The 12,584-nt window shown below is 67.3% G+C and carries 11 protein-coding genes; 6 read left to right on the forward strand and 5 right to left on the reverse strand.

The window, feature by feature from the left end:
- Nucleotides 1–337: 337 nt before the first annotated feature.
- The 3 genes from C2I19_RS10450 to C2I19_RS10460 all read right to left on the reverse strand — a co-directional run bounded on the left by C2I19_RS10450 (nt 338) and on the right by C2I19_RS10460 (nt 3,873).
- Nucleotides 338–1,969, reverse strand: a complete 1,632-nt coding sequence (locus tag C2I19_RS10450; RefSeq protein WP_103902637.1) for a 3-(methylthio)propionyl-CoA ligase — start codon at nt 1,967–1,969, stop codon at nt 338–340.
- A 120-nt stretch (nt 1,970–2,089) separates the two neighbouring features.
- Nucleotides 2,090–2,614 (reverse strand): response regulator transcription factor, encoded by a 525-nt coding sequence (locus C2I19_RS10455; RefSeq protein WP_103902638.1) that lies wholly within the window; start codon nt 2,612–2,614, stop codon nt 2,090–2,092.
- Nucleotides 2,611–3,873: an ATP-binding protein gene (locus C2I19_RS10460; protein WP_233201162.1), complete on the reverse strand. Its 1,263-nt coding sequence runs from the start codon at nt 3,871–3,873 to the stop codon at nt 2,611–2,613. Before C2I19_RS10460 ends, C2I19_RS10455 begins: the two co-directional genes overlap by 4 nt.
- Nucleotides 3,874–3,985: 112 nt before the next feature.
- Here C2I19_RS10460 and C2I19_RS10465 point away from each other — a divergent pair, with 112 nt between their 5' ends.
- The 5 genes from C2I19_RS10465 to C2I19_RS10485 all read left to right on the forward strand — a co-directional run bounded on the left by C2I19_RS10465 (nt 3,986) and on the right by C2I19_RS10485 (nt 9,486).
- Nucleotides 3,986–5,932 (forward strand): TonB-dependent copper receptor, encoded by a 1,947-nt coding sequence (locus C2I19_RS10465; RefSeq protein WP_103902639.1) that lies wholly within the window; start codon nt 3,986–3,988, stop codon nt 5,930–5,932.
- Nucleotides 5,933–6,493: 561 nt separating this feature from the next.
- Nucleotides 6,494–7,519, forward strand: a complete 1,026-nt coding sequence (locus C2I19_RS10470) for an MbnP family copper-binding protein (protein ID WP_103902640.1) — start codon at nt 6,494–6,496, stop codon at nt 7,517–7,519.
- Nucleotides 7,516–8,658 carry a methanobactin export MATE transporter MbnM gene (locus C2I19_RS10475; protein ID WP_103902641.1) on the forward strand — a complete coding sequence of 381 codons (1,143 nt, stop codon included), beginning with the start codon at nt 7,516–7,518 and terminating at the stop codon, nt 8,656–8,658. The genes C2I19_RS10470 and C2I19_RS10475 overlap by 4 nt, the downstream gene beginning before the upstream one ends.
- Before the next feature lie 67 nt (nt 8,659–8,725).
- On the forward strand, nt 8,726–9,121 hold the full coding sequence (locus tag C2I19_RS10480) for a hypothetical protein (protein WP_103902642.1): 396 nt from the start codon (nt 8,726–8,728) through the stop codon (nt 9,119–9,121).
- A 23-nt stretch (nt 9,122–9,144) separates the two neighbouring features.
- Complete coding sequence (locus tag C2I19_RS10485; RefSeq protein ID WP_103902643.1) at nt 9,145–9,486, forward strand: 5-carboxymethyl-2-hydroxymuconate Delta-isomerase; 342 nt, start codon at nt 9,145–9,147, stop codon at nt 9,484–9,486.
- A 122-nt stretch (nt 9,487–9,608) separates the two neighbouring features.
- Here C2I19_RS10485 and C2I19_RS10490 read toward each other — a convergent pair whose 3' ends face one another.
- Entirely contained in the window at nt 9,609–10,958 is a 1,350-nt protein-coding gene (locus C2I19_RS10490; protein WP_233201163.1) for an ATP-binding protein, read from the reverse strand.
- Complete coding sequence (locus C2I19_RS10495; protein WP_103902644.1) at nt 10,955–11,617, reverse strand: response regulator; 663 nt, start codon at nt 11,615–11,617, stop codon at nt 10,955–10,957. Before C2I19_RS10495 ends, C2I19_RS10490 begins: the two co-directional genes overlap by 4 nt.
- A 142-nt stretch (nt 11,618–11,759) precedes the next feature.
- Here C2I19_RS10495 and C2I19_RS10500 point away from each other — a divergent pair.
- On the forward strand, nt 11,760–12,584 hold an 825-nt coding region (locus C2I19_RS10500; protein WP_103902650.1), incomplete at its 3' end, for a UDP-2,3-diacylglucosamine diphosphatase.

The raw sequence follows: 12,584 nt of genomic DNA on the forward strand, positions 1-12,584 counted from the left end.
GCCGGGACTGACGCGCTTTATAGGTTTTATTTGAGATGGCAGGCATACGCTAAACCAAGCCGCGCGGAACGCGCTTGATCGCGCGCATGCCATCCTAATTATGATAGGAGCAAGAAAGGACGCCGTCGATGTGAATACCACACTTTGCCGGCGCAAAAAAATACCCCTGCGGCATTGCGGCAGGGGCCAACACGAGGAAGAAACATCGGACCGGCTTGGGCCAGCTCGATATTTCGAGGGGCTAACACCTCAAAACCTTGCGGCTCTCAGTGCAGGCGGCATTCTAACGTAAATGCTCTACAAAAATCCAGCGCATTTAGAGCAAATCATCCATTTTTCATGATTCCGGCCATTGATGATCGCGGAACAGCTCGCGCAGCTTCATCTTCAGCAGCTTGCCGGTGGCGGTGTGCGGCAGCTCGTCGACGAAGGCCACGTCATTGGGCGTCCACCATTTGGCGATCTTGCCGTCGAAATAGGCCAGCAGCTCCTCGCGCGTGGCGCGCGCGCCGGGCTTCAGCGTCACCACCATCAGCGGCCTCTCGTCCCACTTCGGGTGCGCCACCGCGATGGCAGCCGCCTCCGCCACCGCCGGGTGGCCCACCAAGATGTTTTCCAGATCAATGGAACTGATCCATTCGCCGCCGGACTTGATCACGTCCTTGGTGCGGTCTGTGATGCGCATGAAGCCGTCCGGATCTATGGTCACCACGTCGCCGGTGTGGAACCAGCCGTCGGCGCTGTGGTTGGCATCCAGCTCGCGCTTGAAATACTGAGACAGCACCCACGGCCCGCGCACCTGCAGATTGCCGAAAGAGACGCCGTCGTGCGGCAGCGGCAGCCCGGCGTCGTCCACGATGCGGATGTCCACGCCGTATACCGGGCGGCCCTGCTTGATCAGCAGCGCGTTTCTGTCCTTGCCGTCCAGCGCGTCGTGCTTGAGCTTGGGCGTGCAGGTGGTGCCGCAGGGCGACAGCTCGGTCATGCCCCATAGCTGGCGCATTTCGATGCCGTGCTCGGCCAACTGCTCTATCATGCTTTCCGGCACGGCGGAGCCGCCGGCGATGACGCGCTTCAGCGGCGCGAGCGGCAGCTTTTCGCGCTGGCAATATTGCAAGAGCTGCAGCCACACCGTGGGCACGCCTATGGTGGTGGTGACGCCTTCTTCCGCGATCAGGCTTTGCAGGCTGGCGCCGTCCAGCTTGGCGCCGGGCAGCACCAGCTTGCTGCCGTTCATCGCGCAGCTGTAAGGCAAGCCCCAGGCGTTGGCGTGGAACATCGGCACCACCGGCATCACCACGGCGCGCGCCGAGATGTCGAAGCTGTCCGGCAGCGAGCTGCCGAAGGCGTGCAGCACGGTGGAGCGGTGCGAGTACAGCACGCCCTTGGGATTGCCGGTGGTGCCGGAGGTGTAGCACAGGCTGGAGGCGGTATTCTCATCTAGCTTAGGCCAGTCGTAGACGTCGCTGTGGCCATGCACCAGGTCTTCGTAGCTGAGCAGATCCGGAATGCCGCTGTCCGCCGGCAGATGGGCATGGTCGGCCAGCAGCACGAAATGCTCCACGCTCTTCAACTGGTCCGCTATCTGCTTCACCAGCGGCAGGAAGGTAGCGTCGAACATCAGCACCTTGTCCTCGGCATGGTTGATGATCCAGGCGATCTGCTCCGGAAACAGCCGCGGATTGACGGTGTGGCAGACGGCGCCGCCGCCGGAGACGGCGAAGTAGATTTCGAAGTGGCGGTAGCCGTTCCAGGCCAGGGTGGCCACGCGGTCTCCCGGCGCCACCCCCAGCGAGGGCAGCGCGTTGGCCAGCTGGCGCGCTCGGCGCGCGGCGTCGCGGTAGGTATAGCGGTGGACAGGCCCTTCCACGGTGCGCGACACGATCTCGGTGTCGCCGTGGAAGCGCTCGGCATGCACGAGCAAATCGGAAATCAACAGCGGCAGTTCCATCATCTGGCCACGCAGCATCTCGCATCTCCCCATTATCAGTATGGAATCCGCACGTTACGCCGCGTTGGAGCATTCGCTCCAATCATATTTTCTGATGGGCCGCCATTGTCCGATTTATATATCCGTCATGGCACGGAATCAGCTTTTGACCGGTTTCTTGGCCAGCATGCGCTGCAGGGTGCGGCGGTGCATGTTCAGCGCGCGCGCGGTGGCGGAAATATTGCCGTCATGTTCGGCCAATACGCGCTGCAGGTGCTCCCAGGTGACGCGGCGCAAGGACATGGGCTGGGGCGCCACCGGCAGCGCCGGGTTGGCTGCCTGCTGGCCGAAGGCGGCCAGGATTTCATCCGCGCCGGCCGGCTTGGCCAGGTATTGCACCGCGCCCAGCTTGGTGGCCTCCACCGCGGTGGCGATGCTGGCGTAGCCGGTCAGCACCACGATGGCGCTGTCCGGACTGGCCGCGCGCAGCGCCGGCAGCAGCCGGAGGCCGCTGTCGCCGTCCAGGTTCAGATCCAGCAGGATGCGCGCCGGCTGTTCCTCCGCCCGCGCCAGCGCCTCATCCGCATTGCGCGCCCAAGCCGCCGCATGGCCGCGCCGCGCCAGCGAGCGCATCAGCACCGCGGCGAAGGCCTCGTCGTCGTCTATCAGCAGAAAATCTCTCACTTGCTTTCCTCCTGCGCCAGCGGCAGCTCGATGCGCGCGTGCACGCCGCCCTCGGCGCGGTTGTCCAGGCTCAGGGTGCCGCCCAGCCGCGCCAGCGTGGCGTGGCTGAGCATCATGCCCAGGCCCATGCCGGCCGGCTTGGCCGACTCCAGCGGCGCCAGGCCGGCGCGCGCCAGCTGCGCCTCGCTCAGCCAGCCCTGGCGGTTGACGATGTCCAGCCGCAGCCGGCCATCGCAGAGGCTGGCCGATACCGCCACCTCGCCGCCGCCGGCCTCGGCCGCGTTATTGACCAGATTGAACAGCGCCGGCCAGAACGCCGCGTCCAGCCGCACCATGGGATCGTCGCCTCCTGGCGCGAACCAGTCCAAACGCACGTCCGGCCGCAGGCTGCGCCAGCCTTCCAGCCGCTCGGCCAAGGCGGCGAACAGCGGCAACGCGCCGGGGCTGGGTTCGGAGCCGTGCTTGAGCCGGGCCAAGGTGGTGCGGCAGCTGGACAGTTGCGACTGCATCAGCCGCAAGTCCTGCGCCAGCGCGGCATCGTCCGCCCGCTCGCTGAGCAGCTCGTCCACCAGCAGGGTCAGAGTGTTCAAGGGCGTGGACAGCGAGTGCGCCGCGCCGGCCGCCTGCATGCCCACCGCCAGCAGCTGCTCGTCGCGCAGCTGGGTCTCGCGCGCCTCGGCCAGCGCGTCGCCCTGCCGGCGCAGCTGGCGGGCCAGCCAGGACACGAAACCAGCTATCAACAGCGCGGACAGCGCGAACGACATCCACATGCCGGCCAGGTGCAGATTGAAGGCGTAAGCGGCATTGCCGCCGTTGAGCGGCCAATCCAGATGCCACTCGAACAAAAGACCGTAAGCGGCCATGGCCAGCAGGGCCAGCAGCCAGGCGAAGCCGCCCGGCGACAGCAAGGCGGCGAACAGCACCGGCGGCAGGTAGAGCGAGGCCAGCGGATTGGCCGCGCCGCCGCTGAAGGCCAGCAGCTCGGTCAACACCAGCACGTCGGCCAAGAGGCCTACCCGCAGCGCGGCCTCGTCCGACAGCCCCCAGGCCGGCAGCCTGGGCAGCGCCAAATTGACCAGGGCCAGCGTGGCCAGCGCCTGGCCTATCAAGGGCCACGGCAACGCCACCTCCAGCGCGGCGCAGGCGGCGGCCAAAGCCAGGGCGAGCAGCAGCATCAACCAGCGCAGGCGGCCGATGCGGCGGCCGGTGTCCCGCGCGTCTGCCGCCCGCTCCGGCGCGAAAATCGCATTCCATTTCATGCCGCCACTTTACACCATGAGGCCGCCGCGGCGCGCTGCGACAATATGCCGCATTCCGGGCGGGAACTGTTTCAAATAGCATCGCCGCCAAACTCAAAAACGACTTTCCGCGATGAACCTGAAACCTCTATTGCTTCCCGCGCCCCTGGCGCTGGCGGCCGGCCACGCCTTTGCCGCCGATCTGCCCGTGTTCCAGCTCGACCCCATCGTCGTCACCGCCGTCAAGACCGAGCAGCCGCTGCGCGTCGAGACCGACCCGCGCGCGCCGCGCCAGCCGGTGCCGGCCGGCGACGGCGCCGATCTCTTGAAAACCATCCCCGGCTTCAGCGTGGTGCGCAAGGGCGGCAGCTCCGGCGACCCGCTGCTGCGCGGCCTGGGCGGCTCTCGCCTGAACATCCTGGCCAACGGCGGCTTCGTCTACGGCGGCTGCCCCGGCCGCATGGACCCGCCCACCGCCTACCTGTTTCCGGACGCCTACGACAAGCTGGTGGTGATCAAGGGTCCGCAGTCGGTCAAATACGGCGGCGCGCTGATCAGCGGCGCGGTCAGCTTCGAGCGCAAGACCAAGCCGTTTGCCGAACCCGGACTGCGCTTCGACGGCAGCCTGCTGGCCGGCAGCGCCAACCGCCAGGACGCCTATGCCGACCTGACCATGGGCGGCAAACTGGGCTATCTGCGGCTGATCGACTCGCACAACCAGGCCGAGGACTACCGCGACGGCAATGGCGAGAAAGTGCATTCGGCCTACCGCCGCGACAGCCAGAGCGTGATCGCCGGCCTCACACCGGGCCGCGACACCACCCTAGAGCTGTCCGGCGACGTCAGCAACGGCCGCGCCGCCTACGCGGACCGCGGCATGGACGGCAGCCGGTTCGACCGCCGCGCCTGGGGCGTCAAGGCGGAACAGCGCCATCTCGCGCCGTGGCTGGACGCCGTGCGGCTGGCGGCCAACCGCAGCTACGCCGACCACGTGATGGACAACTACACCTTGCGGCCGCAGGCCCCCGGCAAGACGCCGCGCGCCAGCAATCCGGACCGCCGCACCGACGCCGCCAAGCTGGAGGCGGACCTGGCCTTCGCCGACATCGAGCTGACCGCGGGCGCGGATTGGCAGCAAGACCGACACACCAGCCGCGTCGGCGGCCTGAGCTACGCCAGCCTGCCGCGCGTGCCGGACCAGCATATCGAACGCGCCGGCCTGTATCTGGAAGGCAACGCCCCGCTGCTGGGCGGCAAGGCGGTGGCAGGCTGGCGCCACGACCGCGCGCGCGCCTATTACGACGCCTCCGCCACGCGCGGCGAGCAACTGCAGGATTACCGCCTGTACAGCGGCTTCGCCCGTTACGAATACAAGCTGGACAACTGGACGCCTTACGCCGGCATCGGCCTGGCCGAGCGCGCGCCGGACTACTGGGAGCGCAGCTACGTCGCCGGCAATCGCCCGACGCTGCAACCGGAACGCAATACCCAGCTGGACCTGGGCGCGCTGTACCAGGGCGACAAGATCAAGGGCTCGCTGTCAGGCTATCTGAGCCGCATCGACAACTTCCTGCTGGTGGACGACAACGCCGCCCAGGCCACGCGCAACATCCAGGCCTACCGCTACGGACTGGAGGCCGACGCCTCCTGGCAACTGGCCCCGCGATGGCAGCTATCCGGCAGCGCCGCCTACAGCTGGGGCGCCAACGCCACCGACGACAGGCCGCTGGCGCAAACCCCGCCGCTCTCCGCCACCTTGAGCCTGGCCTGGGACAACCAGACCTGGGCCGCCGCCGCCGTATGGCGCGTGGCCGCCGGCCAGGATCGCGTGGCCGTGGGCCAAGGCAATATCGCCAGCCAGGACATCGGCCCGACGCCGGGCTTCGCCACCCTGTCGCTGAACGGCGGCTGGCGCGCCAGCAAGGCCGTCAAGCTGAGCGCCGGCCTGGACAATCTGTTCAACCGGACTTACGCCGAACACATCAGCAGCGGCGGCGCCGACGTGGCCGGCTACGCCCGCGCGACCCGCGTCAACGAACCGGGCCGCACGCTGTGGATGAAGCTGCAGGCGCATTGGTAAGACGGCCGTAGGGCGGAAGCCCGGCAAACCCGGGCGTTCCGCCGCAAGCCGCTCGCCGTCAACAGCTTGGTAGGGCGTGCAGGCCCTAAGGCCTTGCCCGCGCTTCCCATCTAGACAGACTCTTTCGGTGTCCGCTACGCGGACGATATTTTAATGACGGTTCCGCCCGTCGGACGGAAAAGGGGGCTGAACGGCCAGCCCCCTTTTAACCCCAGGCCGCCCCTGCAGCGCGCGAAACCCCGACAAAAAAGCCCAGGTCGAGGAGCCGCCGAAACTAGCCGCGCGCTACCGTCGCGCGGCGTCGAACAAGTCGGCGGCTTAAAACCTCGCCCAGCGCTTTTTGCCGGCTCGCGCTGAAAGGGGAAGTGGCGCATCGCATACGTTTTACGCCTTGCCAAGCATTCCGCTGCACAAGGCTCAGTCAGACAAGCCAGGTAGGGCGGGCAGGCCCTAAGGCCTTGCCCGCGCGACAGATTCGGCGCGGCTTGGCGCGTCCCCTGGCGGATCGCCCCTGCGGGACATCCGCCCTACGCATTGCATAACAAGAAATGGAGAACCGTGATGAAGCCAAATTGGATATTCCTCCCCGCTTTGTGCCTAAGCCTGTCCGCCTGCCTCGGCGGCGGCGTCAGCAGTAGCGACAGCCCGTCCCAGAGCCAGAGCGAGACGTCCCCCGCCGGCTACGGCGGCGGCGCCACCACAGTCCGCTTCGCCCTGAAATCCGGCAGCCAGCCGGTGACCTGCAACAGCCAGCTCAGCGGCATCGGCGCCGGCCAAGCCAACGCCACCCTGGCCGAGGGCATGGTCTATGTGCACGATGTGTCGCTGATCAACAGCCGCGGCCAGGAAGTGCCGCTGCAGCTGGACCAGGCCAATAAATGGCAGTTCCTGAACCTGGCCCTGCTGGATTTCGCCGGCGGCAGCTGCAAGGACAAGTCGCGCGACGACGGCGACACGCCGGTGTTCAAGCCGCTGTCCGGCAGCAATAGCGAAGTCGTGGGCAGCGCGCCGGCCGACAACTACACCGGCCTCAGCTTCAAGGTGGGCGTGCCAGTTTCGGCCAAAAACGCCAAGGGCGAAGACGTGGCGTTGAACCATCAGCCGGCGCACAGCCCGCCGCACCCGATACTGGGCGTGTACTGGCTGATGTGGGAGTGGCAATCCGGCCACCGCTTCATGCGCATAGACCTGGCGCCCGCGGGCGGCGTCAAGCGCGCGGACAATTCGACCGCCGACCGCTGGGCCTTCCACCTGGGCTCCACCGACTGCCAGGCCGACGCCGCCATCGTCGGCGGCTACCGCTGCGGCAAGCCCAACCGCTTCAAGGTGAGCTTCGACCGCTTCGACCCCAAAACCGATCGCGTGGCGCTGGACATCCAGTCGCTGTTTGCCGGCAACGACATCAACCGCGATGTCAGCGCCGATGTCGGCTGCCGCTCCAACGCCACCGACGCCGAATGCCAGCCGATATTCGACCGCCTGGGCCTGCGCCTGAACGAGAGCAGCCCCGGCGCCAACGACGGCGGCCAGCCGCTGGGCGATGGCCGCGACAGCCGCGTGTTCCGGGTGGAGAAGATAGGCTCATGAAACCTTGCGCCGCGCTGCTGTTGACCGGCCTGCTGGCCGCCTGCGGGCGCGAAGCCGCGCCGCCGCCCGCCCCTGTGGAAGACTGGCAGTGGCAGCTGCCGCCCGGCGTGGCGCCGCCGCCGGTGCCGGCGGACAATGCCATGAGCCAGGCCAAGTTCGAGCTAGGCCGCCGCCTGTTCTACGACAAGCGGCTGTCCGGCAAAGGCACTATCAGCTGCGCCAGCTGCCATCCGCAGGACAAGGCCTTCAGCGACAGCGCGGCGCTGTCGCGGGGCGGCACCGGCGAGCGCACCCTGCGCAACGCCCAGCCGCTGGCCAACGTCGCCTGGCGCAAGAGCTACACCTGGGCCAATTATTCGCTGACCACGCTGGAACGACAGATGGACGGCCCGCTGTTCCGCACCGAACCGGTGGAGATGGGCATCAACGACGGCAATCTACCAACCGTGTTGGCGCGGCTGGATGCGGATCCGCTGTACCTGCGCGCATTCGCCAGTGTTTTTCCCGGCGAGGAGAAACCGCTGAGCCTGGCCAATATCGTCAAGGCCATCGCCACTTTCGAGCGCGGCATCGTGTCCTTCGACTCGCGCTACGACCGCTACCAGGCGGGCCAGGCCCAGCTGTCCGCTGCCGAGCTGCGCGGGCTGAAGCTGTTCCGCGCTGACAAGAGCCAGTGCCTGCGCTGCCACGGCAGCCCGGACTTCGATGACCAGATGGCCGGCCACGGCGATGGCCTGTCCTTCCACAACATCGGCCTCTACAACGCCGACGGCAAGGGCAGCTATCCGTTTCCCAACCGCGGCACGCTGGAATTAAGCGGCCGGCCGGCCGACATGGGCCGCTTCCGCAGCCCCAGCCTGCGCAACGCGGCCCTCACCGCGCCCTATATGCACGACGGCAGCGTGGCGACGCTGGAGGAAGCGGTGCGCATCCATGCCGATCATGGCAGAGACAATGGGAAAACCGGCGACGGCCGCCGCAATCCGTGGAAAGACCCGGCCATGGACCACATCCGGCTGACGCCGGCCGAGCAGGCCGACATCGTCGCCTTCCTGAAGACCCTGAGCGATGAAACGCTGACCCGCAACCCGCGGCTGGCCGACCCATTCGCCGCGGATAAAACCGCCGCGCGGCCATGACGCCCGCGCTCGCCGCCGCAAGGCCAGTCTGCTACGCTGTGCCTTTTGTCCTGTTCGAAGAAGGCGGATGAAGACTCCCTACCTGAAAATCCTGGCCTGCGGCCTGACGCTGTTCATCTTGCTCGGGCCGCTGGTGGCGCTCTTGGCCAGCGGCGTGGTGCCGATGATGGCCTACCTGATGGGCGCGGTGCCGGCGCTGATCTTCGGTTTCATGCTGTGCCTGCTGCGCATCATCCTGGCCGGGAGCGTGGCGCGCTGGCAGCGGCAATGGCCGGCCTGGCTGCTGTTGCTGGCCGCCTTCGCGCCGGGGGCCTTCAGCGGCGGCTTGATCACGCTGCTCTATGCCCGCGTGGCGGAGCCGCTGCTGTATAACGACTGGATGACCCTATATCTGGGCGCGATGGCCGGCGGCGTGTGCAATGCGCTGTTCTGGCGCCTGCGCTTCGGCGATGACGCCGTTTGACCGCTCCGAAAGAGAGAGAAACCATGCCCCACTGCATCATCGAATGCTCGGCCGATCTGGCCCGCCATCCCGAGATCGCCACCCTGGCCAAGGCCATCCATGACGCGGCCGAGCAAAGCGGCCTGTTTCAGACCGCCGACATCAAAACCCGGCTGCTGCCGGCCGCCCAGGCGCTGGTAGGCGGCGCGGAGGCCGATTTCATCCACATCAATTGCCTGGTCCTGGCCGGGCGCAGCGCGGAGCAAAAGGGCAAGCTCGCCGACAGCCTGATGCGGGCCGCCTGCGTGCAGTTTCCCGGCCTGGCCGCGGTCAGCTGCGAGGTGCGCGACATGGAGCGGGCGGCCTACGCCAAGCGCGGCGGCTGAGACGAAAAAAAGCCCGCCGGTCAGAGCGGGCTTGCAACCTTTGTCTGCCGGGCGCCTTCGCGTCCGGACCTTCGCAGCTTAATCCAAATCGTCCGGCGCGCCCTGCGACAGATTGCCGCAGCTCATTCGGCGCGCTCCAGCCTGGCCTCCAGGCCGCCTTCCGGCCGATTGCGCAGCATCAGCCGCAAGCCATGCAGCGCGGCGACGCGTTCGACGATGGACAGACCCAGGCCGCTGCCGGCCTGATGCTGTCCCGGAGGGCGGAAGAAGCGCTCCCTCACCCTCTCCAGCCATTGCGGCGGTATGCCCGGCCCCTGGTCCAGCACGCTGATCGCATCTTCCTCCAGCCGCAGTTCCACCACGCCGTCGGCCGGGCCGTAACGGCAGGCATTCTCCAATAGATTGCGCAGCATCAGTCCGGCCAAGGCCTCGTCGCCGCGCAGCGGCAACACCGCCTGCGGCGCGCAGCGCCAGTCCAGCTTCCACTCTACTTGTTCCGCCGTCGTCGACAACTCCGCCAACAGCCGCTCGGCCAGCCTCTGCCAATCCAGCGGCGCGCTCGATTGCGGCCCCGGCAACGGGTCTAGCCGCGACAAGGCCAGCAACTGCTCCACCAGCCGCCCGGCGCGGTCTATGCCCAGCCGCAGCTGCGCCAACGCGTGGCTGCGGCCGCCGTCGTCCGGCATCAACTCCAGCACCTCGGCCTGCACCCGCAAGGCCGCCAGCGGCGTGCGCAACTCGTGGGCGGCGTCGGCGGTGAAGCGTCGCTCATGCTCCAGCATCTGGCCGATCCGGCCAAACAGCGCGTTCAGCGAGCGCAACAAAGGCTGAACCTCTTGCGGCACCTCGGCGCGCACCGGGCTGTTGTCGTCCGGCTGCCGCTCGGCGATGGCCCCCGCCAGCCGACGCAGCGGCGCCAGCTCGCGCCGCAGCGCCAGCAGAATGGCCAGCATCATCAAGGGCAGGCCTATCATCCACGGCAGCAGCTGGGCCTTGACCACGCTCCACACCATCTCTTGCCGCAAACCCTGCTTCTGCCCCACCGCCACCAGCCGCGAGCCGTCCGGCGCCGTCAGGTAGAACATGCGCCAGCCGTGGCGGCTGTCCTTGCCCGCTTCGTCGTAGAAGCCGCGGCGCAGCGGCTGGTAGTCGAAACGGCGGCCGCGGCCGTCGCACAGCAGGCGCTTGCCCTGTTGGTCCCACACCGCCAGCCCCAGGTCGCCGCTGTCGGTGCGGCCCGCGTCCGCGCCATTCAGCAAATGCTTGAGCTTGGGCGTGTCGTCGGGCAAAGCCTCATGGACATCGATGGCCAGCAACTGGCGGCCATACAGCGCCATTTGGGTGTCGAACAACTCGTCCACCTCGCGCTTGGCCAGCCACACCGCCGCCAGCGAAGCGACCAGCCAGACCAGCGGCACGGTCAGCAGCAAGACCAGCAGCAATCTCGCCTGCAGGCTGCCGGGCCGCCTCACGCCGGGTCTCCCAGCGTATAGCCCAGGCCGCGCAAGGTGCGGATGAAGCCAGCGCCCAGCTTCTTGCGCAGGTGGTGGACATGCACCTCCAGCGCGTTGCTCTCCAGCTCCTGTCCCCAGCCGTACAGCTTTTCCTCGATGCGCTCGCGCGGCAGCACCCGGCCCTTGTTGCAAAGCAGCAACTCCAGCAGCGCCAGTTCCTTGCCTGTCAGTTCCAGCGCTTCGCCGTCCAGCGTCGCCGTCTTGCCCACCAGGTCCAGGCTGAGCCGGCCATGGCTGAGCAGCGATTGGGACAAACCGTGGCGGCGGCGGTGCAGCGCGCGCAGCCGTGCCGCCACTTCGGCCAGCGCGAACGGCTTGACCAGGTAGTCGTCGGCGCCGGCATCCAGGCCGCCCAGCCGGTCGGCCAGCGAGTCGCGCGCGGTCAATACCAACACCGGCGCGTCGCAGCCCCCGCGCCGCCAGGCGCTCAGCAGCTCCATGCCGTCCATGCCTGGCAGGCCCAGGTCCAGCACCACGGCGTCGTACGGCGCATCCGTCAGCGCGCCCAGCGCCTGGCGGCCATCGCGCAGCCAGTCCACGGCGAAGCCCAGCTGGCGCAAACCCGCCTGCACGCCGTCGCCGATCTGGCAATCATCTTCCACCAGCAATATCCGCATTTGTCCTCCCCAGCCTGCCTTATCGCACAAGCAGCTTAAACGACGCTTAAGCGCCGCGCTTCATCAGCCTGTCAACAAAATCTCATTTGCCTGTCACCTGCCCATTGCAGCATGGGCCATCATCCCGGCCAATGGATTCGCCATGCAGCCAGACTCCGCTTCCGACGCCCCCCGCCGCTTGCGCAGCATCTGGATTTCCGACGTGCATCTCGGCACCGCCGGCTGCCGCGCGGACCACTTGCTCGACTTCCTGCGCGAGCATGAGTCGGACTATCTCTACCTGGTCGGCGACATCGTCGACGGCTGGCAGCTGAAAAAATCCTGGTACTGGAAACAGAGCCACAACGACGTGGTGCAAAAACTGCTGCGCAAGGCGCGCAAGGGCTGCCAGGTGATCTACATTCCCGGCAATCACGACGAGGCGGCGCGCCAGTACTGCGGGCTGGACTTCGGCGGCATCGCCATCCGTCTCGAAGCCGAGCACCTGACCGCCGACGGCAAGCGGCTCCTGGTGCTCCACGGCGACGAATTCGACGGCGTGATCCAGTACGCCAAGTGGCTGGCCCGATTGGGCGACAATCTATACACGCTGATCCTGGAGCTGAACCGCGGCTTCAACTGGGTGCGGCATCGGCTGGGCCTGCCATATTGGTCGCTGTCGCAATACCTGAAGCACAAGGTCAAAAACGCGGTCAATTTCATCAGCCAGTTCGAAGCCATCCTGGCCGGCGAGGCCAGGCGGCGCGGCTTCGACGGCGTGGTGTGCGGCCACATCCACAAGCCGGAAGTGCGAATGATAGACGGCATTCTGTACGGCAACAGCGGCGACTGGGTGGAAAGCCTGTCCGCGCTGGTGGAGCACATGGATGGCCGCTTGCAAGTGCTGCACTGGACCGCGCTGGCGCCCGCCTTGCGCGAAACCGAATCCCTGATCCCGCCCCCCACCGCCACGGAGGAATCCACATGC

It is taken from the genome of Chromobacterium alticapitis, assembly GCF_002924365.1.
Taxonomy (GTDB): Bacteria; Pseudomonadota; Gammaproteobacteria; order Burkholderiales; family Chromobacteriaceae; genus Chromobacterium; species Chromobacterium alticapitis.